This window comes from Naasia sp. SYSU D00948 (assembly GCF_017916515.1).
Lineage (GTDB): Bacteria > Actinomycetota > Actinomycetes > Actinomycetales > Microbacteriaceae > Naasia.
This window is the reverse complement of record NZ_JAFMTA010000001.1, coordinates 1,013,402-1,035,354: the sequence shown is the minus strand read 5'-3', so window position 1 is coordinate 1,035,354 and position 21,953 is coordinate 1,013,402. Positions and strand designations below refer to the sequence as shown.

The 21,953-nt window shown below is 70.6% G+C and carries 15 protein-coding genes; all 15 read left to right on the top strand.

Features of this window, described 5'->3' with window-relative positions:
- Nucleotides 1-450 precede the first annotated feature (450 nt).
- The gene (gene rpoB, locus J3P30_RS04880) at nt 451-3,939 is read left to right on the top strand and encodes a DNA-directed RNA polymerase subunit beta (RefSeq protein WP_210479837.1); all 3,489 of its coding nucleotides are present in this window, start codon (nt 451-453) and stop codon (nt 3,937-3,939) included.
- A 49-nt stretch (nt 3,940-3,988) separates the two neighbouring features.
- Complete coding sequence (locus J3P30_RS04875; protein WP_210479836.1) at nt 3,989-7,852, top strand: DNA-directed RNA polymerase subunit beta'; 3,864 nt, start codon at nt 3,989-3,991, stop codon at nt 7,850-7,852.
- A gap of 402 nt (nt 7,853-8,254) precedes the next feature.
- Complete coding sequence (locus tag J3P30_RS04870; protein WP_210479835.1) at nt 8,255-8,824, top strand: hypothetical protein; 570 nt, start codon at nt 8,255-8,257, stop codon at nt 8,822-8,824.
- Nucleotides 8,825-9,291: 467 nt separating this feature from the next.
- Nucleotides 9,292-10,950 (top strand): GspE/PulE family protein, encoded by a 1,659-nt coding sequence (locus J3P30_RS04865; RefSeq protein ID WP_210481870.1) that lies wholly within the window; start codon nt 9,292-9,294, stop codon nt 10,948-10,950.
- A 28-nt stretch (nt 10,951-10,978) separates the two neighbouring features.
- Complete coding sequence (locus J3P30_RS04860; protein ID WP_282593725.1) at nt 10,979-12,298, top strand: type IV pilus twitching motility protein PilT; 1,320 nt, start codon at nt 10,979-10,981, stop codon at nt 12,296-12,298.
- Nucleotides 12,295-13,527 carry a type II secretion system F family protein gene (locus J3P30_RS04855; protein ID WP_210479834.1) on the top strand — a complete coding sequence of 411 codons (1,233 nt, stop codon included), beginning with the start codon at nt 12,295-12,297 and terminating at the stop codon, nt 13,525-13,527. The genes J3P30_RS04860 and J3P30_RS04855 overlap by 4 nt, the downstream gene beginning before the upstream one ends.
- Nucleotides 13,528-13,713: 186 nt before the next feature.
- Entirely contained in the window at nt 13,714-14,163 is a 450-nt protein-coding gene (locus J3P30_RS15380) for a type II secretion system protein (RefSeq protein WP_210479833.1), read from the top strand.
- 81 nt (nt 14,164-14,244) lie between these two features.
- Nucleotides 14,245-14,655 carry a hypothetical protein gene (locus J3P30_RS04845; RefSeq protein ID WP_210479832.1) on the top strand — a complete coding sequence of 137 codons (411 nt, stop codon included), beginning with the start codon at nt 14,245-14,247 and terminating at the stop codon, nt 14,653-14,655.
- Complete coding sequence (locus J3P30_RS04840) at nt 14,652-15,224, top strand: PilW family protein (RefSeq protein WP_210479831.1); 573 nt, start codon at nt 14,652-14,654, stop codon at nt 15,222-15,224. Before J3P30_RS04845 ends, J3P30_RS04840 begins: the two co-directional genes overlap by 4 nt.
- Nucleotides 15,218-17,080, top strand: coding sequence for a hypothetical protein (locus tag J3P30_RS04835; protein WP_210479830.1), 1,863 nt, complete (start codon nt 15,218-15,220; stop codon nt 17,078-17,080). The genes J3P30_RS04840 and J3P30_RS04835 overlap by 7 nt, the downstream gene beginning before the upstream one ends.
- The gene (locus tag J3P30_RS04830) at nt 17,080-17,892 is read left to right on the top strand and encodes an A24 family peptidase (RefSeq protein ID WP_210479829.1); all 813 of its coding nucleotides are present in this window, start codon (nt 17,080-17,082) and stop codon (nt 17,890-17,892) included. The genes J3P30_RS04835 and J3P30_RS04830 overlap by 1 nt, the downstream gene beginning before the upstream one ends.
- A gap of 2 nt (nt 17,893-17,894) precedes the next feature.
- Nucleotides 17,895-18,959: a type IV pilus assembly protein PilM gene (pilM, locus tag J3P30_RS04825; protein ID WP_210479828.1), complete on the top strand. Its 1,065-nt coding sequence runs from the start codon at nt 17,895-17,897 to the stop codon at nt 18,957-18,959.
- A complete protein-coding gene (locus J3P30_RS04820) occupies nt 18,956-19,627 on the top strand; it encodes a hypothetical protein (RefSeq protein WP_210479827.1) in 672 nt (223 codons plus the stop codon). Before pilM ends, J3P30_RS04820 begins: the two co-directional genes overlap by 4 nt.
- Entirely contained in the window at nt 19,624-20,208 is a 585-nt protein-coding gene (locus J3P30_RS04815; protein ID WP_210479826.1) for a type 4a pilus biogenesis protein PilO, read from the top strand. The genes J3P30_RS04820 and J3P30_RS04815 overlap by 4 nt, the downstream gene beginning before the upstream one ends.
- A 49-nt stretch (nt 20,209-20,257) precedes the next feature.
- On the top strand, nt 20,258-21,826 hold the full coding sequence (locus J3P30_RS04810; protein ID WP_210479825.1) for a hypothetical protein: 1,569 nt from the start codon (nt 20,258-20,260) through the stop codon (nt 21,824-21,826).
- Nucleotides 21,827-21,953: the final 127 nt, after the last annotated feature.

The following is a 21,953-nucleotide window of genomic DNA, read 5'->3' as shown; positions in this document are numbered from 1 at the left end:
TGGACGCCCCCACGTGGGTCCCGCCGAGATGCCACCTGGTGCTCCCAAACCGCGCCGATGACAGCATCACGTGGCATCTCGGCAGGGGAAACGCGGCGCGGAGGACGGGAAGAACGGCGGCGCCCGCGCGGTTATACCCGGTGACGCGGGGGGAGGTCAAGATTCGGCTTTACATGCCGGTCGGCGCGGCCTATAGTAGTCCCTTGCGCTCCCCTTCATCCTTCGTGGACGAATCACGCCTTCATATTGCGGTCGGCGGTCGCGCACCCAGAGCCCTCGACCTCTCACCGGACGGTTCATGCCCCGTGCAATTCCTCCCGGCGTCTCGTCGCGCGCGCTCGCATTCCGCTCTCGAGTGATCCCGCCGGGGACCGCTCCTCATCGTTACATCCCCAACTCGGCACACCTACAGTGACACGGCCCCCTACCGGGGCTCCGGAGGTTATTTCCTTGGCTGCTGCGAACAACGCATCGTCCACCACTCCCAAGAACGGCCGGGCCGCTCGGCGCCCGTCGTTCGCCAAGATCCAGGACACGCTCACCGTCCCGGACCTGCTCGCGCTGCAGACCGAGAGCTTCGACTGGCTCGTCGGCTCGGACGCGTGGAAGGAGCGCGTCGCCCAGGCCCAGGCCGAGGGACGCACCGACCTGCCCACCCGCAGCGGACTCGAGGAGATCTTCGAGGAGATCTCGCCGATCGAGGACCTCGCGGAGACGATGCAGCTGTCCTTCACGAACCCGTTCCTGGAGGAGAAGAAGTATTCGCTCGAGGAGTGCAAGGAGCGCGGCAAGACGTACGCGGCTCCGCTGTACGTCGAGGCCGAGTTCATGAACCACCAGACCGGTGAGATCAAGACCCAGACGGTCTTCATGGGCGACTTCCCGCTCATGACCGAGAAGGGCACCTTCATCATCAACGGCACCGAGCGCGTCGTCGTGTCGCAGCTCGTCCGTTCGCCCGGCGTCTACTTCGAGCGCCAGCAGGAGAAGACCTCCGACAAGGACATCTACTCCGCCCGCATCATCCCGAGCCGCGGCGCCTGGCTCGAGTTCGAGATCGACAAGCGCGACCAGGTCGGCGTCCGCATCGACCGCAAGCGCAAGCAGTCGGTCACCGTCTTCCTCAAGGCCCTGGGCCTGACGAGCGAGGAGATCCTGCAGCAGTTCCAGGGCTTCGCGTCCATCGAGGCGACCCTCGAGAAGGACAACATCCTCACCAAGGAGGAGGCGCTCAAGGACATCTACCGGAAGCTGCGCCCGGGCGAGCAGGTGGCCGCCGAGGCCGCCCGCGCGCTCCTCGACAACTTCTACTTCAACGCCAAGCGCTACGACCTCGCGAAGGTCGGCCGGTACAAGATCAACCGGAAGCTCGGCCTCGACGCGCCGCTGTCGGACTCCGTCCTCACCCTCGAGGACATCATCGCGACCATCCGCTACCTCGTCGCGCTGCACGACAACCGCACCACCCTGCCCGGCGTGCGCGACGGCCAGCCGGTCGAGCTGCGCCTCGACGTGGACGACATCGACCACTTCGGCAACCGCCGCATCCGCGCCGTCGGCGAGCTCATCCAGAACCAGGTCCGCACGGGCCTGTCCCGGATGGAGCGCGTGGTCCGCGAGCGCATGACCACGCAGGACATCGAGGCGATCACGCCGCAGACCCTGATCAACGTGCGCCCCGTGGTGGCCGCGATCAAGGAGTTCTTCGGCACCAGCCAGCTGTCGCAGTTCATGGACCAGAACAACCCGCTCGCGGGCCTGACCCACAAGCGCCGCCTGTCGGCGCTGGGCCCCGGCGGTCTGTCCCGTGAGCGCGCCGGCGTCGAGGTCCGCGACGTGCACCCGAGCCACTACGGCCGCATGTGCCCGATCGAGACGCCGGAAGGCCCGAACATCGGCCTCATCGGCTCGCTCGCCTCGTTCGCGCGGATCAACTCGTTCGGGTTCATCGAGACGCCGTACCGCAAGGTCGTGAACGGCGTCGTCACCGACCAGATCGACTACCTGACCGCGAGCGAGGAGGACGACTACCTCGTCGCGCAGGCGAACGCCCCGCTGCTCGCGGACGGCGCCTTCGCCGAGGAGCAGGTCCTCGTCCGACCCAAGGGCGGTGAGGTCGAGCTCGTCGACGCGCAGCGCGTGGACTACATGGACGTCTCGCCGCGCCAGATGGTGTCGGTCGCGACCTCGCTCATCCCGTTCCTCGAGCACGACGACGCGAACCGCGCCCTCATGGGTGCGAACATGCAGCGCCAGGCCGTTCCGCTGCTCCGCTCCGAGTCGCCGCTCGTCGGCACCGGCATGGAGGGCTACGCCGCGATCGACGCCGGCGATGTCATCACGGCGGACAAGGCCGGTGTGGTCTCCGAGGTGTCGGCCGACGTCGTGACCGTCCAGCTCGACGAGGGCGGCACGCAGAACTACTACCTGCGCAAGTTCGACCGCTCCAACCAGGGCACCTCGTACAACCACCGCGTGGTCGTCGACGCGGGCGAGCGGGTCGAGGCGGGCCAGGTGCTGGCCGACGGCCCCGCGACCGAGAACGGCGAGCTCGCGCTCGGCAAGAACCTCCTCGTCGCGTTCATGCCGTGGGAGGGCCACAACTTCGAGGACGCCATCATCCTCAGCCAGAACCTGGTGAAGGACGACGTCCTCTCCTCGATCCACATCGAGGAGTACGAGGTCGACGCCCGCGACACCAAGCTCGGCAAGGAGGAGATCACGCGTGACCTCCCCAACGTGAGCCCCGAGCTGCTCGCCGACCTCGACGAGCGCGGCATCATCCGCATCGGCGCCGAGGTCCGTCCCGGCGACATCCTGGTCGGCAAGGTCACCCCGAAGGGCGAGACCGAGCTGTCCGCCGAGGAGCGCCTCCTCCGCGCGATCTTCAACGAGAAGAGCCGCGAGGTCCGCGACACGTCCCTCAAGGTGCCGCACGGCGAGGAGGGGACCGTCATCGCGGTCAAGGAGTTCTCCGCGGAGAACGACGACGAGCTCGGCTCGGGCGTCAACCAGCGCGTCGTGGTCTACATCGCCCAGAAGCGCAAGATCACCGAGGGCGACAAGCTCGCCGGCCGTCACGGCAACAAGGGCGTCATCGCGAAGATCCTGCCCGTCGAGGACATGCCGTTCCTCGAGGACGGCACCCCGGTCGACGTGATCCTCAACCCGCTCGGCATTCCCGGCCGCATGAACTTCGGCCAGGTGCTGGAGACCCACCTCGGGTGGGCCGCCAAGCAGGGCTGGAGCGTCGAGGGCGACCCGGAGTGGGCTCAGCGCCTGCCCGAGGGCACCCGCACCGTCGCCCCCGGCACGAAGGTCGCGACCCCGGTGTTCGACGGCGCCTTCGAGGAGGAGATCGCGGGTCTGCTCGACTCGACGACCCCGAACCGCGATGGCGAGCGGATGATCGGCAGCTCCGGCAAGGCCCGTCTCTTCGACGGCCGCTCGGGCGAGCCGTTCCCGGACCCGGTCTCGGTCGGCTACATGTACATCCTGAAGCTGCACCACCTGGTGGACGACAAGATCCACGCCCGCAGCACCGGCCCGTACTCGATGATCACCCAGCAGCCGCTCGGTGGTAAGGCGCAGTTCGGCGGCCAGCGCTTCGGTGAGATGGAGGTGTGGGCTCTCGAGGCCTACGGCGCCGCGTACGCGCTCCAGGAGCTCCTCACGATCAAGTCGGACGACATCCTCGGCCGCGTCAAGGTGTACGAGGCGATCGTCAAGGGCGAGAACATCCAGGAGCCCGGCATCCCGGAGAGCTTCAAGGTCCTCATCAAGGAGATGCAGTCCCTCTGCCTGAACGTTGAGGTCCTCTCGGCCGACGGCACGGCGGTCAGCCTCCGCGACACGGACGACGAGGTCTTCCGTGCCGCCGAGGAGCTCGGCATCAACATCTCCTCGCGCTTCGAGTCGTCCTCCATCGACGACATCTGATCCGCAGTCATCTACGAGTTCTGATACGTAACGCAGGAAAGAAGAGAAATTGCTCGACGTAACCACTTTCGATGAGCTGCGCATCGGCCTCGCCACGGCCGACGACATCCGCCGCTGGTCGCACGGTGAGGTCAAGAAGCCCGAGACGATCAACTACCGCACGCTGAAGCCCGAGAAGGACGGTCTGTTCGGCGAGCAGATCTTCGGTCCCAGCCGGGACTGGGAGTGCGCGTGCGGCAAGTACAAGCGCGTCCGCTTCAAGGGCATCGTCTGCGAGCGGTGCGGTGTCGAGGTCACGAAGTCGTCGGTGCGCCGTGAGCGCATGGGCCACATCGAGCTCGCCGCCCCGGTCACCCACATCTGGTACTTCAAGGGCGTGCCGAGCCGCCTCGGCTACCTCCTCGACATGGCGCCGAAGGACCTCGAGAAGGTCATCTACTTCGCGGCGTACATGATCATCGACGTCGACGACGAGGGTCGTCACGCCGATATGCCGGACCTCGAGAACGAGCTCCGCCTCGAGATCAAGACGCTCTCCGACCAGCGCGACGCGCGGATCAACGAGCGCCTCAAGCGCCTCGAGGTCGACCTCGCCGCGCTCGAGGAGGAGGGCGCCAAGAGCGACCAGAAGCGCCGGACGAAGGACGGCGCCGAGAAGGAGATGGGCCAGATCCGGAAGTCGTTCGACGACCAGATCACCCACCTCGAGCGCGTCTGGGACGAGTTCAAGAGCCTCAAGGTCGGCGACCTCAAGCCCGAGGACTCCGTCTTCCACGAGCTCCAGGACCGCTTCGGCATCTACTTCGACGCCTACATGGGCGCCGAGGCGATCAAGAAGCGCCTCGAGGCGTTCGACCTCCAGGCCGAGAGCGAGAGCCTCCGCCTCGAGATCGCCGAGGGCAAGGGCCAGAAGAAGATCCGCGCCATCAAGCGCCTCCGGGTCGTCAACTCGTTCCTGCAGACCGGCAACTCGCCGGCCGCCATGGTCCTCGACGTCGTCCCGGTGATCCCGCCGGAGCTGCGCCCGATGGTCCAGCTCGACGGCGGCCGCTTCGCGACCTCCGACCTGAACGACCTGTACCGCCGGGTCATCAACCGCAACAACCGCCTCCGCCGTCTTCTCGACCTCGGCGCCCCTGAGATCATCGTGAACAACGAGAAGCGGATGCTGCAGGAGGCCGTCGACGCCCTGTTCGACAACGGCCGCCGCGGCCGCCCCGTCACCGGCACCGGCAACCGCGCCCTCAAGTCCCTGAGCGACATGCTCAAGGGCAAGCAGGGCCGGTTCCGCCAGAACCTGCTCGGCAAGCGCGTCGACTACTCCGGCCGTTCGGTCATCGTGGTCGGCCCGCAGCTGAAGCTGCACCAGTGCGGTCTGCCCAAGCAGATGGCGCTGGAGCTGTTCAAGCCGTTCGTGATCAAGCGCCTCATCGACCTGAGCCACGCGCAGAACATCAAGGCCGCCAAGCGCATGGTGGAGCGGTCGCGCCCCCAGGTGTGGGACGTGCTCGAGGAGATCATCCGCGAGCGCCCCGTCCTCCTGAACCGCGCGCCCACGCTGCACCGCCTCGGCATCCAGGCGTTCGAGCCGCAGCTCGTCGAGGGCAAGGCGATCCAGCTGCACCCGCTCGTCTGCGCCGCCTTCAACGCGGACTTCGACGGCGACCAGATGGCCGTCCACCTGCCGCTGTCGGTCGAGGCGCAGGCCGAGGCCCGCATCCTCATGCTCGCGAGCAACAACATCCTCAAGCCGTCGGACGGCCGCCCGGTGACCCTGCCCAGCCAGGACATGATCATCGGCCTGCACCACCTGACGACCGTCAAGGAGGGTGTCGCCGGTGAGGGCCGCGCGTTCTCGTCCGTCGCCGAGGCGATCCTCGCGAAGGACCAGGGCACGCTGCACCTTAACGCCAAGGTGAAGATCCGTCTCGACGGCCTGCACTTCGCCGAGGGCGAGGAGCCCGAGGGCTTCGAGGCCGGCAAGCCGTTCCTCCTCGAGACCACCCTCGGTCGCGCCCTCTTCAACGAGGCGCTGCCGGAGGACTACCCCTTCGTGGACGACGTCGCGGACAAGGGCCGCCTCTCCAAGCTGGTCAACGACCTCGCGGAGCGGTACCCGAAGACCGAGGTCGCGGCGACGCTGGACCGGATCAAGGACGCCGGCTTCTACTGGGCCACGCGGTCCGGTGTGACCGTCGCCCTGTCCGACATCGTCACCCCGCCGACCAAGGCGGACATCGTGGCGGGCTACGAGGCGCAGGCCAAGAAGGTCCAGAGCCAGTACGACCGCGGTCTCACCACGGATGCCGAGCGTCGCCAGGAGCTCATCGAGATCTGGAACAAGGCCACCGCCGAGGTGGCCGACGCGATGCAGAAGAACTTCGCCTCGGACAACAACATCTTCCGCATGGTGAGCTCGGGCGCTCGTGGCAACTGGATGCAGGTCCGCCAGATCGCCGGTATGCGCGGTCTCGTGTCGAACCCGCGCGGTGAGATCATCCCCCGTCCGATCGTGCACTCGTACCGCGAGGGCCTCACCGTGGCCGAGTACTTCATCTCGACCCACGGCGCCCGCAAGGGCCTGGCCGACACGGCGCTCCGCACCGCGGACTCCGGCTACCTGACCCGTCGTCTCGTGGACGTGTCCCAGGACGTCATCATCCGTGAGGACGACTGCGGCACGAACAAGGGCCTCGACCTGCCGATCGCGGCGAACGGCGTCCTCGACGCCAACGTCGAGAACTCGGTGTACGGCCGCACGCTCGCCACCGACGTGGTGAACGAGGCCGGCGAGGTGCTCGCCGCCGCGGGCGACGACGTGGGCGACGTGCTCATCGGCAAGCTGTTCGAGGCGGGCATCGAGCACATCAAGGTGCGCTCGGTCCTCACCTGCGAGTCGGCGGTCGGTGTCTGCGCCCGCTGCTACGGCCGCTCCCTGGCGACCGGCAACCTGGTGGACATCGGCGAGGCCGTCGGCATCATCGCCGCCCAGTCCATCGGCGAGCCCGGCACCCAGCTGACGATGCGCACCTTCCACACCGGTGGTGTGGCGTCGGCCGACGACATCACGCAGGGTCTGCCCCGCGTGCAGGAGCTGTTCGAGGCCCGCACCCCGAAGAGCTCGTCGCCGATCGCGGAGGCCGCGGGACGCATCACGATCGAGGACACCGACCGGCAGCGCCGGATCATCCTCACGCCGGACAACGGCGACGAGGCGCACGTGTACCCGGTCCTGAAGCGTGCCACCCTCCTCGTCGAGGACGGGCAGCACGTCGAGCTGGGCACCCAGCTGCACGTCGGGTCGGTCGACCCGAAGGAGGTGCTGCGCGTCAAGGGCGTGCGTGCCGTGCAGCAGCACCTGGTCGACGGCGTGCAGGGCGTCTACCGGTCGCAGGGTGTGCCGATCCACGACAAGCACATCGAGGTCATCGTGCGGCAGATGCTGCGCAAGGTCACCGTCGTCGAGCACGGCGACACCGACCTGCTCCCCGGTGAGCTCGTGGACCGCTCGCGCTACCAGGAGGTCAACCGCGCCGCGGTGGCCGAGGGCAAGCGTCCGGCGTCCGCCCGCCAGGAGGTCATGGGCATCACCAAGGCCTCGCTCGCGACCGAGTCGTGGCTGTCGGCCGCGTCCTTCCAGGAGACGACCCGGGTGCTCACCCAGGCCGCCATGGAGGGCAAGTCCGACCCGCTGCTCGGCCTCAAGGAGAACGTCATCATCGGAAAGCTCATCCCGGCCGGTACGGGCCTGCCCAAGTACCGCGACATCCGGGTCGAGCCGACCGAGGAGGCGAAGGCGGAGCGCTACCCGAACCGCATCTTCGGGGACGAGTCGGTGTTCTCCGAGTCGGACCTGTCGTTCGTGGACTTCGACAGCTTCAGCTCGGACGACTTCGGCGGCAGCTACAGCTGATCCCCTGAAGGACCACGAAGGGCCCCGTGCGCATGCGCGGGGCCCTTCGTCGTTCCCCGGGGGTCCGTCTTCTCTCGCTCAACAGGCGGAATCGCCGTCGGCAGGCAAGATGAACCCGTTTCTTCCTGCTGGCCGCGATTCTGCCTGTCGAGCGAGAGGGTAGGGGCCGGCGGGGGACATGTCGTGTCCCCCGTTTGCGGCCTGGTGAGGGCGGGTTGCGCGCCGCTACTTTGTGATCAGCCCGACACCCCACGGGCTCGGCGCGACCACCCATCGCGGCGACCGTCTCACCCAACGGACCCACCGTGACCACCAACCCGCTCGTGGTCGGCCGCGCCATCACCCAGGACGCGTACTCGACTTCCCCCGCCTCCTCCCGCTCCCTCCGGATCGGGGGCTGAGATGCTGCGTCCCTACCGCTTCGAGCGCGAGCTCGACCGCTCCGTCGCCCAGTGGCTCGCGTGGCTCCCGCGCTGGGAGCCCGGCACGCTGCGCCGGCGCAGCGACGTCTGCACCGTGTGCCCGCGCTACGCCGACGAGCTCGGACTGACCGAGCTGCCGCACGGCCCGCTGCACGCCCTCGTGACGTCCATCGAGTCCCTGCTCATCGAGCACTTCCTCCGCAACTCGGCGGCCCGGTTCCCGGAGCTCGAGCGGGACGGCGAGTGGAAGGTGTGGCTCGACCGCGGCATCGTCCGCATCACCTCGAGCGATGGCCGCGAGGTCGACGAGCTCCTCGACGACAGCGAGGCGGACAGCCCTCTGGACGCCCTCCTCCGCGGCGGGGTGTCGCCGCAGAAGGCGGCCGAGGCGCGGATCGAGCTCGTCCGCATGTACTACATGCTCTTCAACTCCGCCGTGAACCGGCTCGCCTCGCAGCGCTCGCTCGTGCTCCGCGCGGTCGACGCGTACATCGAGCCGAAGGTCCGGCGGATGGCCGAGGAGCTCGTCACGGAGGTCTGCGGAGCATGACCGGCGCGGCGGCGCTGCCCGAGGATCCCGAGGACACCGACGCCGCCGAGAAGCGCAGACGGCCTCGCGCTCTGTGGCCCGTCGACGCTCCCGTCGACGAGGCGGTCGACGAGGCTGACGAACACGCCCGCGACGTCATCGACCCAGGCGCGAACGAGGCCACGAATCCGGAGCAGGACGAGGACGACCCCACCGACCCAGACCCGGACGAGGACGACCCCACCGACCCAGACCCGGACGAGGACGACACCTCAGCTCCGGACCCCGTCGAGGACAACGCCACGGACCCGGACGACCCGTCGGATCCGAACGAGGAGGACTCGTGTCCCCCAAAAGACCGACACCCGATTGCGGGATTTCCGGGCGACACGCCGAGCCCTAACGTTGACAGCGGAGTCGGGGGGACTCCGGAAGGTGTGGCGCTGGGGGGCGCCCCACCCTTCCTCTTCCGCATGTCAGGAGGACGTGTGGCGACACTGACCGAGATCCTCGTGATCCGGGGTCTCGTGCCGCCGGAGGCGCTCGAGAGCGCGTCCGGCCTGGACGAGGAGGCCGCGGTCGAGGCGCTCGTCGCGCGCGGCGCGGTCTCCGAGGCGCAGGTCGCGACGGCCCGTGCGCTGCGCGCCAACCTGCCCACCGTCGACCTCCTCGACTATCCGATCGACAGCGCGGCGATCGCGCTCGTGCCCGCGAACATGTGCCGCCGCCACGAGCTGCTGCCCATCGCGCTCAGCGGCGATCGCCTGACCGTCGCCATGGTCGATCCCGGCAACCTGATCGCCCTCGACGACCTCCGCGCCGTCACCGGCCGGCTCATCGAGGTCCGCGTCGCCGTGCGGCAGGACCTCCTCTCCGCCATCGACCGTCACCTGCGAGCGGACGGCGAGCTCACCGACCTCACCAACGCCCTGGAGGAGCAGAGCGCTCCCGAGCTCGCACCCGCGCCCGTCGTCGACGCCGACGACGAGGCGCCGATCGTGCGCTTCGTCAACCTGCTCATCAGCCAGGCCATCCAGGACCAGGCGTCCGACATCCACATCGAGCCCGGCGAGCACGAGGTCCAGGTCCGCTACCGCATCGACGGCGTCCTGCACCGGATGCAGAGCGCGCCCAAGGCGATCCAGAGCGGCATCATCTCGCGACTCAAGATCATGGCCGACATCGACATCGCCGAGCGCCGGCGCCCGCAGGACGGCCGCATCTCCGTCGCCCACGCGGGCCGGCAGATCGACCTCCGCGTCGCGACCCTGCCGACAGTGTGGGGCGAGAAGGTCGTCATGCGCATCCTCGACGACTCGAACACCGCGCTCAAGATCGAGGACCTGCACATCCTGGGCCGCAACCTGGAGAACTACCAGAAGGCCTACAGCAAGCCCTACGGCATGATCCTCGTCACCGGGCCGACCGGCTCCGGGAAGTCGACGACGCTCTACACGACGCTCAAGGCCGTGGCGAAGCCGGAGATCAACGTGATCACGGTCGAGGACCCGGTCGAGTACCTGATGCCCGGCATCAACCAGGTGCAGGTGAACCCCAAGGCGGGGCTGACCTTCGCCGGGGCGCTGCGCTCGATCCTGCGCTCGGACCCGGACGTCGTGCTGCTCGGCGAGATCCGCGACCACGAGACGGCGCAGATCGCGATCGAGGCGTCGCTCACGGGGCACCTCGTGCTCTCCACGCTGCACACCAACGACGCGCCGAGCGCCGTCACGCGCCTCACCGAGATGGGCATCGAGCCCTTCCTCGTCGGCTCCGCGCTCGACTGCGTCGTCGCCCAGCGGCTCGCCCGCCGGCTCTGCGAGCGGTGCAAGGAGCCGTACGACCACGACGTCAGCAAGCTGGTCCCGCTGCGCTTCGGCCTCTTCCAGGGGCAGGCGATCCCGCACCTCTACCGGCCGGTCGGGTGCCCGAGCTGCTCGGGCACGGGGTATCGCGGCCGGATCGCGATCCACGAGGTCATGCCGGTGTCGGAGGAGATCGAGCGCCTCGCCGTCGAGCGCGCGTCGAGCCTCACGATCGGGCGGACCGCCATCGAGCAGGGCATGAGCACGCTGCGCGAGGACGGCTGGGCGAAGGTCCGGATGGGGCTCACCTCGGTCGAGGAGATCCTCCGAGTAGTGGCCTGACGAACGTCGCGGAACCGGGGGGAGACGCATGACTGAGGGATACGCACGGCCGGTCTGGGACCTGGCGGGCACCGGGGTGCCCGACGTGGGCCGTGAGCCGGTGCGCGTGCACGAGCTCGGCACGGCAGGGCTGCGCGAGCGGAGCGCCGCGCGCGTGCACGAGACCGCAGGCGGCGCGGTGCGCACGCGTCCCGAGCGCTCCGGGCACGATCCGGAGCTGATCGCCGCGCTGCAGGCCGTCGTCGACGCGGGCGCGTCCGACCTGCACGTCACGGCGGGCGCGACGCCGATGATCCGCGTCGACGGATCGCTGCGCCCCGTGCCGGGGGCCCCGGTCTGGACCCGCGAGAAGGTCGCCGCGGCGCTCACGAGCATCCTCTCGCCGGCGCAGCGCGAGAAGTTCGAGCACGAGCTCGAGCTGGACTTCGCCTACTCCCTGTCCGCCGACTCCCGCTTCCGCGTCAACTTCTATCAGCAGCGCGACTCGCTCGGCGGCGCCTTCCGCATCATCCCCACCGAGATCCGCCAGCTGAAGGACCTGGGGGTCCCGGAGGTGGTCGGACGGTTCGCGGGCCTGCCCCGGGGCCTGGTCCTCGTCACCGGCCCGACCGGATCGGGCAAGTCGACGACCCTCGCCGCGCTGATCGACCTCGTCAACCGGACGCGCGCGGACCACATCGTCACGGTCGAGGACCCGATCGAGTTCCTGCACGCCAACAAGCAGGCGATCGTGAACCAGCGCGAGGTCGGCAGCGACACCCACAGCTTCGCGAACGCCCTCAAGCACGTGCTGCGCCAGGACCCCGACGTCATCCTCATCGGCGAGCTCCGGGACCTCGAGACGATCTCGGTCGCGCTGACCGCGGCGGAGACCGGTCACCTGGTCTTCGCGACCCTGCACACGCAGAGCGCGGCCCAGACCGTGGACCGCGTGATCGACGTCTTCCCGCCCCATCAGCAGGGGCAGGTCCGAGCGCAGCTCGCGGCCACCCTCCAGGGCATCGTCTGCCAGACCCTCGTCAAGCGGGCGAGCGGCAAGGGCCGCGTCGTCGCGACCGAGGTCCTCTTCGCGACCGCGGCCATCGGCAACCTCATCCGCGAGGCGAAGACCTACCAGATCCCCTCCGCGATGCAGGCCGGCCGCGAGCTCGGCATGCACACGATGGACCAGAACCTCGCCGAGCTCGTCGACTCCGGCACGATCACCCATGCCGCCGCGCTCGAGAAGGCGCAGGATCTCGAGAGCCTGAAGATGCTGATCCACCGGGCGGAGCCCGTCTCCGGGCACGGCTTCGACCTCGGCGACCTCTCGTTCGAGCCGGGCACCGGGCGGCGGGCCGCGCGGTGAGCGCGACCGTGAAGGCGTACGCCTATCGCGGGCGCGACGCGACCGGCCGGGTGCACAAGGGCAAGCTGGACGCGGCGAGCGAGTCCGCCGTGGCGTCCCGCCTCAAGAGCATGGGCCTGTCGCCCATCGCGATCGACGAGGCGCCGGCCGGGACCGGGCTGCAGCGGGAGATCACCCTGCCGGGATTCGGCAAGCGGGCCGGGCTCAAGGACCTCGCGGTCATGAGCCGCCAGATGGCGACGATGGTCGGCGCCGGCCTGTCGCTGCTGCGGACGCTCACGATCCTCGCCGACCAGACCGAGAACGAGGCCCTCGCGAAGACGCTCGCCACCGTCCGCAACGAGGTCGAGCTGGGGGCGTCGCTGTCCTCGGCGTTCGGCATGCACCCCGAGGTGTTCCCGCCGCTCATGATCAACCTCGTGCGGGCGGGCGAGACCGGCGGGTTCCTCGAGGACTCGCTCGAGTCCGTCGCGCGGAACTACGAGTCCGAGGTGAAGCTGCGCTCGACCATCAAGTCCGCGCTCACCTACCCGGTCGTGGTGCTCGCCATGGCGGTCCTCGCCGTCATCGGCATGCTCCTGTTCATCGTCCCCGTCTTCAAGACGATGTTCGAGGGCCTCGGCGGGCAGCTCCCGCTGCCGACCCAGGTGCTCGTGTGGCTCTCGGAGGCCATGCGCTGGGTGGCCCCCGTCCTCGTCGTCGGGAGCGTCGCCCTCGCCTGGTGGTGGGGCCGGAACAAGCACACCGAGCGGGTGCGATCGAGGGTCGATCCTCTGAAGCTCCGGCTCCCGGTGTTCGGACAGCTGTTCAAGAAGGTCGCGATCGCGCGCTTCAGCCGCAACCTGTCCACGATGATGGGCGCCGGCGTGCCCATCCTGCAGGCGCTCTCCGTCGTGGGCGAGACCTCCGGCAACTTCGTCATCGAGCGGGCCCTGCGCAAGGTGCAGGAGTCCGTCCGCTCGGGCCGCTCGCTCGCCGTCCCCCTCTCCGAGGAGCCGGTGTTCCCGGCGATGGTGACGCAGATGATCGCCGTCGGCGAGGACAGCGGCGCGCTGGAGACGATGCTGAGCAAGATCGCCGACTTCTACGACGACGAGGTCCAGACGACCACGGAGCAGCTCACCTCGCTCATCGAGCCGCTCATGATCGCCGTGATCGGCGTCGTCATCGGCGGCATGATCGTCGCCCTCTACCTGCCGATCTTCAGCATCTTCACACTCGTCCACTAGGGCGGTTTGTCCCCCATTGCGAGGACCGACACGCGCCTGATCCCCCTAGAAATGGGGGCATGTCGCTACCCGTTTGTACCCCTGACGCGGGGATGTGCGCCGGTAGAAGAGCCGCCACCATCGTCGTGGGGGACCAATTGGGGGGCCTCCTGTCATCCGCATCAGGAAACGAACAGGACAGTGAACATGATCACCAACATCCGCACGGCGCTCGTCGCCAAGCGCGACGAGCTGGAGAAGGACGAGAAGGGCTTCACCCTGATCGAGCTCCTCGTCGTCGTTCTCATCATCGGCATCCTCGCCGCCATCGCCATCCCGGTCTTCCTCGCGCAGCAGGACCAGGCGAAGGACTCGGCGATCCAGTCCGACCTCGCCAACGCGAAGATCGCCTACGTCAGCTACCTCGTCGCCAACCCCGACGGGGACACGACCGACCTCGACACGCTGGCCGACTACGGCTTCGACGCCGGCGCCTCCTCCGGCGACCTCACCATCACGACCGGCGGTGAGCAGTTCTGCATCGACGGCGAGAGCGAGAGCTCGGGCACCACGGACTACTTCGTCTCCTACGAGGAGGGCGCCCAGAAGGGCACCTGCGCCGCCGGCCCCGCCACCAGCGCGACGACCGCTCCGTAATCGACACGAGGGTGGGACCGGCCGGGGGGCCGGTCCCACCCTCACCGGATCTCTACGAACCACCGGGGGAGGTGCAGGGAGATGAGCGAGACCATCCGGTCGGAGGTCGCCGAGGGCGACGCCGGCATCGGGCTGATCGAGATCGTCATCGCGATGTTCGTGCTCGCGCTCCTCGCCCTGTCCTTCGCCCCGCTCATCGCCGGCAGCCCCCCCCTCGCCGCCGGCAGCGCCGACCGCGCCACCGCGGCCGAGCTCGTCGAGCGCCAGCTCGCCGAGGCCCGCGGACAGACGGCGACCTGCAGCGGGATCACCGCCTATGCGGCCGCTCCGGCGCTGGCCGCCTCGACCGGTCGCGGGATCGCCCTCACCTCGAGCCGCACTGTCACCTGCCCGCCGGCGTATCCCGGCACGGCGCGGCTGACCGTGTCGGTGAGCGGCGGCGGATCGGTGCTCGCGAGCGCCACGACCCTCATCTTCGTGAGCGCGGCATGAGCGGCGCTGCCGCGGACGACCGCGGACTGACCCTGATCGAGCTCATCGTCACCGTGGCGCTCCTCGCACTCGTGCTCGCCGGTGTGAGCGGCGTGTTCATCGCGGGCATCGGTGCGCAGCGCGACGTCTCCTCCACCACCTCGGCATCCGCACAGGCGCAGGTCGTCACGCGCTCGATCGTCCAGGGCATCCGCAATTCGTCCTGGTTCACCGCCGAGAGTGCGACCGCGGCCGGCCAGCTGGTCCGCGCCCGGGTCGCGGCGGTCGACGCCACGGGGACCGCGACCTGGCGCTGCGTCGCCTGGTTCTGGTCCGCGGGCGACTCGGCGCTCTACACCGACAGCAGCACCGCCGGTCCGGTCGCGGCGCCGGCGGCCGCGGACCCTGCCGGGTGGACCCTGCTCGCCGACGACGTGCGTCTCCCCGCCGGGACGAGCGCGCCCTTCACCGCGTCCTCCAATCAGCTCCGCGTCGAGCTCCTCGTCGCCGAGGACGAGGGCAGCGCGGCGCGGATCAGCACCACTGCCGCGTCCCGGCCCCAGAACTCGACCGGGGGTGCGACGTGCTGAGGCGGCTCCGCGGCGACGAGGGCAGCGCCATGGCCGCCGTCGTCGGACTCCTGCTCGTGATCGGCGTCGTCTCCGCCGCGGTGCTCACCTCCGCCGCGACGGGCGCCGCGTACAGCACCTCCAGCCGGGCCAACGTGCAGTCGCTCGCCGCAGCCGACGCGGGCGTCGACGCCGTCTACGCGAACCTCCTCGCCGGCAACTACGTCTGCAGCCTCACCTCGCCGTCGCCCGCGTTCAGCGCGACGGTGACCTACATCAACGCCGCCGGCAACGAGATGCCCTGCGGGACCGTGGTCGCCGGCACACCCGTCGCCGCTCGGATCTCGTCGACCGGCGCGGCCGCGGACTCGGGGGTCGGCAGCGCCGACGGGGACGAGCGGACCGTCGTGGCCGAGCTCACCCTCGGCTCGAGCGGCGGTCCCGCGCCGCTCGACAAGGCGGTCTTCAGCGAGGGCTCGTTCACGCTGAACAACAACGTCACGATCGAGGAGTCGGAGACCGGCGAGACCGATGCTGACCTCTACAGCAACGGCACGATCTACTGCCGGACGCAGCTCGAGATCCAGGGCGACATCACCGCTCAGGGCGACCTCGCCTTCGAGAACACGTGCCAGGGCCTCGGCACGATCTGGATCGGCGGCAACGCCTCGTTCAGCTCGTCCGTCAACCTCTCCGGCAGCATCTACGCGGCCGGCCGCGGCACGATGACCCTCGCGAACTCCTCGCACCTCGACGGCTCGATCGTCACGAACGGCAGCGTCGTGCTCGACAACGCCCCGGGCTCGGCTCCCTGCCCCGGCACCGCCCGCGAGTGGGGCGTGTGCGGCTCGGTGGTCGCGCTCGGCGGCAGCATCACATCGAAGAACGGCGCGAGCGTCGGCGGCAGCGCCTACGCGGAGGCCGGCTTCACAGCGTCCACCGCGAACAGCACGCAGGTGGTGGGGCACGACGTCGTGGTCCGGAACGGCGGCGTGTCCGGCAGCGGCCTGCGGGACACCACGGTCGGCGGCTCCGTGCGCGCGTGGGGCACCATCGGCATCGCGCCGGAGCGGATCGGCAACGTGGCGGGCTCGTGCCAGAAGACCGCGGGAAGCGGCTTCGCCGCGTGCGGCTCGCAGCCGGCCATCCCCGCCCCGAACCCGGCGGCGGCGCTGCCCGCGACCCTCGGCTACCCGTCGGTCGCTCCCGTGCTGCCGGTCGTCACCAAGCCCGTCCGCGAGGAGCTCCCGCGGATCGAGATGAGCCCCACCGGGCTCGCCAAGTGGACCGGGTGGGGCATCCACACCTTCGACGGGCCGAACTCGTGCGCGGACGCCAAGGCGTTCCTCGCCGGCGCCTGGAGCGGCAAGCAGCTGCTCCTCGTCACGGGGTGCTCGACGCCCCTCACCTGGAACAACGAGACCCTGACGCTCAAGGGCGATCTCGCGATCCTCAGCACCAGCGGCTTCGAGGCGTCGAACGCGTTCAAGGTCGCGTCCTCGACGAGCACGGTCCGTGACCTCATGTGGATCGTGCCCTCCGACGGGCCCGGCATCTCCTGGAGCCCCGTCGCCGGCACCAGCCCGACGCAGTACGCGCCGAGCTGCACGAGCCCCGGTGCGAACATCGCGATCAACAACAGGACCGAGATCACGGGCGCGCACTGGTTCCTCTACTCGCCCTGCACGGTGTCGATCAGCAACCAGCTCATCGGCTTCGAGGGGCAGATCTACGGCGGCTTCGTGACGTACCCGAACAACAGCTCCATCACGAAGGCGGCGGTCAACGTGCCCGGTGCGGTCACCTCGACCTCCTCGCCGACGCCCACCTACTCGGCCCAGCTGCTGTCGCGGCTCGACGTCACCGAGGAGGGCTGATGGCCGCGGTTCTGCTCGGAGCGTTCGGCTCGCTGCTCGGGTCCTTCCTCAACGTCGTCATCTACCGGGTGCCGCGGGGGCTGTCGGTCGTGTCCCCGCCGAGCGCGTGCCCCGGCTGCGCGATGCGCATCCGCCCTCACGACAACGTGCCCGTGCTGTCGTGGCTGCTGCTGCGCGGACGCTGCCGCTCCTGTCGCATGCCGATCCCGATCCGGTACCCGCTCGTCGAGCTCGGCACCGCGGCCGCCTTCGCGGTCGTCGCGGTCCGCTTCGTCCCGGCGCTGCCGGCCGGCCCCGGCGCGCTGCCGGGCCTGCTCACGCTGCTGGCCTTCCTCTACCTCGCCGCGATAACGGTCGCGCTCGCTCTCATCGACCTCGATGTCCGGCGCCTGCCGAACGCGCTCGTGCTGCCCGCCTACGTCGTCGGCGCCGCGCTCTTCGTGCCCGCGGCGGTCCTCGGCGGCGACCTCGGCGGACTCGCCCGTGCCGGCGCCGGGATGCTGCTCGTCGGAGCGGTCTACCTCGCCCTCGCGCTCGGCGTGCCGGGCGGCATGGGCGGAGGGGACGTCAAGCTCGCCGGCGTCCTCGGCCTGTACCTCGGCTGGCTCGGTTGGGCGGAGCTCGCCGTGGGCGCCGTCAGCGGCTTCCTGCTCGGCGGAGGATTCGGCGTCGCGCTGCTCGCCCTGCGCCGGGCCGGGCGACGGACGGCCGTGCCGTTCGGCCCGTGGATGCTCGCGGGCGCCTGGCTCGGGATCCTCGCGGGCGCTCCGCTCGCCGAGGCCTATCTTTCACTGTTCGGACTGGGGGACTGACGATGGGAACGAGGATCGTGGGGATCGACATCGGCGGCGCCACCGTGCGCGCCGCCGAGGTGCACGACCCGGCGAAGCCGGGTGCGGCCGTGCACCGCTACGAGGAGATCGAGCTGCCGGAGGGGGCGGTCCGGGACGGCGACGTCCGCGAGCCCAACACGGTCGCGGACGCGCTCCGCCGGCTCTGGGCGAGCGCGGGCTTCAAGAGCAAGGACGTCGTGCTCGGCGTCGGCAACCACAAGGTGATCGTGCGCGACCTCACCGTCGCGAAGATGCCGCTCGACCGCATCCGGGAGAGCCTGCCCTTCCAGGTGCAGGACCTGCTCCCGGTCCCGGTCGCCGACGCCCTCCTCGACTTCTACCCGGTCGCCGAGGAGCAGGGCGACTCGGGACCCATGGTGCGCGGGCTGCTCATCGCCGCGGTCAAGGAGTCGGTCGAGGCGAAGGTGAGCGCGGCCCGGCTCGCGGGCCTGAACCCGGTCGGCGTCGACCTGGTCCCGTTCGCGCTCAGCAGGGTCCTGCTGCCCCGCGCGGGCGCGTCGGGCTCGGTGGCCCTCATCGACGTGGGCGAGACCACGACCATCGTGGTCGTCGCTCGGGACGGCGTGCCGAGCTTCGTGCGCATCATCCCGGCCGGCGGCCAGGACGTCACCCGCGCCCTCGCCGACCGCCTCGACCTCGCTGAGGAGGAGGCGGAGCGCCTCAAGCGCATGGTGGGCCTCGTCGCGACTCCCAAGGCTCCCGAGGGGCTGTCGACCCTCGCCTACGAGACGGTCCTCGAGATCGTGTTCTCGGTGACGAGCGAGCTGCTCTCCGGGCTGCGCAACACGCTCGCCTACTACGCCGCGAACCACGGCGACCAGGTGGAGAGCATCCTGCTCACGGGCGGCGCCGGGCGGCTGCCGGGCTTCCCGGACGCGCTCGCCGAGCTCACACGGGTGCCGGTCCGCGAGGGGAACCCGCTCGAGGGGATCACGCTCGCACGGGCCCTGCAGGAGCGCGAGCCGTCCGGCGGCTGGGGCGCCATGACCGTGGCCGTCGGCCTCGCGAGCGGAGGCGCGGCGTGAGCATCGCCCTGTCCCGGAAGTCCCCGCTCCTCCTCGGAGCGGCGCCGCGCGCCAACCTCCTCCCGCCGTCGGTCCTCGCCGCCCAGCGCGGGCGCCGGGCCGTGCGGGTGGTCCTGCTGATGGTCGTCGCGTCGATCGGCGCGGTCGCCGTCGGCATGGGGGCGATGTCCGTGCTGGTCGCCCAGACCGCCTCGGCCCTGCAGGCGGAGCGGGCGAAGAGCGACGCTCTGCTCGCCGCGCAGGCGGAGTACAGCGACGTCCGCGAGCTGCTGTCGACGCGCTCCCGGCTCCTCGAGGAGCGGGCCGCTGCGGCAGCGACCGACGTGGACTGGTCCGCCTACCTCGGCCTGATCCGCGGCACCCTCGCACCCGGCATGGCCCTCCAGTCGGCCGACGTTCAGGCGAGCACCCCGCTCGAGCAGATCGTGCAGCCGACCGCGCCGCTGCAGGCGCCGCGCATCGCGACGCTCTCGCTCACGGCCACCGCCTCCGACCTCGCATCCGTCGAGGCCTGGCTGGCCGCGCTGCAGACACTGCCCGGCTACACCGATGCACAGCCGGGATCGATCAGCGCCGCCGACGACGGCACCATCACCGCCCAGGTGACGGTAGGCGTCGGCGAGGACGCCTGGTCGCACCGCTTCGACGTCTCGGAGGAGGACCGATGAACCTGTCCCGGGTGTGGATCGGCGGCGGCATCCTCGCCGTCGTCGCCGTGCTGGCCGGTGGATGGCTGCTCGGAGTGCAGCCGATGCTCGCCGTGGCGGAGGACAACCGCGCCCAGCGGGCGTCGGTCGCCGCACTCGTGGCCACGCAGGAGCGGCAGCTCGCGGAGCTGCAGCGGCAGGCGGAGGACCGCGACGGGCTCGAGGCCGACGTCCGCGAGCTCCGGGCGGCCCTCCCCGAGGACACCGCGATGCCGGCGCTCGTCGGAGAGCTCTCGCAGCTCGCGGCGGCCGCGGGGGTGCGCGTCATCGCCTTCGGATCGAACGACGCCCTGGCGCTCGCCCCGGCCGACACCCCCGGCGGCGCCGAGGGCGAGGACCCGGCGGCGGCGCCCGGCACGGTCGCGATCCCTGTGCAGCTCACGGCGGAGGGGACGCTCGACGGCCTGCTCGACTTCGTCGCCCGGGTCCAGGAGGCCGACCGGCTCCTCCTGCCGTCGGGGCTCACCTTCGCACTACAGGAGGACGGAGGCGATTTCCAGGGCGGCCTGTCCGGGTACGCCTACGCATCGCCGCAACCCTAGACTGGCGACCGATCGGGGGCTCGCCCCTTCGACCGAGCGCGGAGGCACCATGAGTGACGACAGCACTGTTCGCCGCACGGGAGAGCCTGCGCCCACGGCGGACCCCGCCGCGGTGGGAGAGCCGGCCGTGGTGACCTCGCGCGAGGAGGTGCGCGTCTCGGCGGTGCCGCACGCGCCGGCCGAGAGCGCGGACGATGCCGGGCCCGCCCACCGTGCCGACGAACCGGTCGAGGACGCCGCCGGCGCACCGCCGGCCTCCGGCGACCGGCGCGAGGAGGCCGCCGCCGTGCCGGTCTCCCAGGACCGCGACTCGGCTGGCGCCTCCGAGGACCGGACCGGGGACTCCGGTGTCCGGCCCGGGCCGGCCGATGCCGACCGCGCGGCCGACGCCGTTGGTTCGGCTGACCAGCCGTCCTCCGAGGACCGCATCGGCGGCCCGGCCGCGGCTGTCCCCGCCGACACTCGCCTCGACCCCCGTCCCGAGGGCGGCGGCTGGGTCACCGCCGAGCCGCCGGCCGTCGCCGAGGAGGGTCAGCGCCCCGTCACCGTCGCCGGCCCCGATTCCGCAGCGGCCGACTCCGTCGACCGCCCCGACCCCGGGGCGGAGATCCTGCCCGACGCCCTTCCGCCGGTCGACGCGCGGCACGGCTCAGGCGAGGACCGGGACAGCGCCGGCGCCGTGCCGGCCGGTTCGCGCTCGGACACCGGCGAGCAGGACCACGGCCGGCCGGAGCAGGCCGCGATCGCCGAGGAGGCCCGCGACACCGAGCAGGACCGGCCGCTGTCGCCTGCGGAGCAGCCGACGACCGAGGCGCCCCGCCTGGCACAGGCGCGCGCCGAGGCCCTCCGCGCTCAGCAGGACCGGAAGCCGGAGGAGACGAGCATTCACGAGCCGCGGCCCGAGGAGAGCCGTGAGGTTCCCGCCGTGTCGGCGCCGGCCGTCACCCCGGCGGCTCCGCCGGTGCCCGCGCCCACGACGCCCGTGCAGCAGACGGGGGAGCAGCCCGTCGCGGCCCCGCCCGCGCCGGTGCCGGTGTATCTCGAGTCCCCGGTTCCGCCCAAGAAGAAGGGCAACCGCGGCTTCGGGATCCTCATGTCGCTGCTGGCGGCCCTCGCCTACGCGCTCGTCTGGGCCGGCGTGGCCGCGCTCATCATCGCGCTCAACACCACGGGGGACCGCGTCGTCGAGTCCCTCACGAGTTTCCTGGCGAGCCCCGTCTACTGGGGACCGATCATCGTCTTCGCGCTCGGCATGATCGTGCTCTCGCTCATCGTGAACCGGGGCGGGTGGGCGTGGTGGCTCATCGGCGGCTTCCTGGCCGCGGTCGCGGTGTACTTCGGTTACCTCGGCAGCGGACTGCTGACGGTCGCCCAGCAGCTCACCCCGAACGACGTCCCCGGCTTCATCGGCAGCATCGCAGCGAGCCCGCTGGCGATCGCGAGCGCCGTGGTCGCCCGCGAGGTGTCCATCTGGTTCGGCCTCGCCACGTCGGCCCGCGGCAAGAAGGTCAAGGCGCGCAACGCCGAGGCCCGGCAGAACTACGAGCGGGAGTCCGCCGAGCGCCGCGCCGAGTACGACCGCGCCCGCGCCGGCATCGCCGACCCCTCGAAGTCCTAGCCTCGCCCTCCGGCGCTGGCCCTCAACAGGCGGAATGGCGCTCAACAGCAGGACGCGCCGTCGCGGAGCCTGTCGGCGGAGATCCTGCCTGTTGAGGGCTCGCACTCGACCCTGTCGAGGGCGAGCA

Bases quoted from the DNA above. Each gene is read 5' to 3' on its own strand.
- J3P30_RS04815 (WP_210479826.1), top strand. From the start codon at position 19,624: ATGAACCTGTCCCGGGTGTGGATCGGCGGCGGCATCCTCGCCGTCGTC.
- J3P30_RS04860 (WP_282593725.1), top strand. From the start codon at position 10,979: ATGACTGAGGGATACGCACGGCCGGTCTGGGACCTGGCGGGCACCGGG.
- J3P30_RS04810 (WP_210479825.1), top strand. From the start codon at position 20,258: ATGAGTGACGACAGCACTGTTCGCCGCACGGGAGAGCCTGCGCCCACG.
- J3P30_RS04870 (WP_210479835.1), top strand. From the start codon at position 8,255: ATGCTGCGTCCCTACCGCTTCGAGCGCGAGCTCGACCGCTCCGTCGCC.
- pilM (WP_210479828.1), top strand. From the start codon at position 17,895: ATGGGAACGAGGATCGTGGGGATCGACATCGGCGGCGCCACCGTGCGC.
- J3P30_RS04830 (WP_210479829.1), top strand. From the start codon at position 17,080: ATGGCCGCGGTTCTGCTCGGAGCGTTCGGCTCGCTGCTCGGGTCCTTC.
- J3P30_RS15380 (WP_210479833.1), top strand. From the start codon at position 13,714: ATGATCACCAACATCCGCACGGCGCTCGTCGCCAAGCGCGACGAGCTG.
- J3P30_RS04845 (WP_210479832.1), top strand. From the start codon at position 14,245: ATGAGCGAGACCATCCGGTCGGAGGTCGCCGAGGGCGACGCCGGCATC.
- J3P30_RS04840 (WP_210479831.1), top strand. From the start codon at position 14,652: ATGAGCGGCGCTGCCGCGGACGACCGCGGACTGACCCTGATCGAGCTC.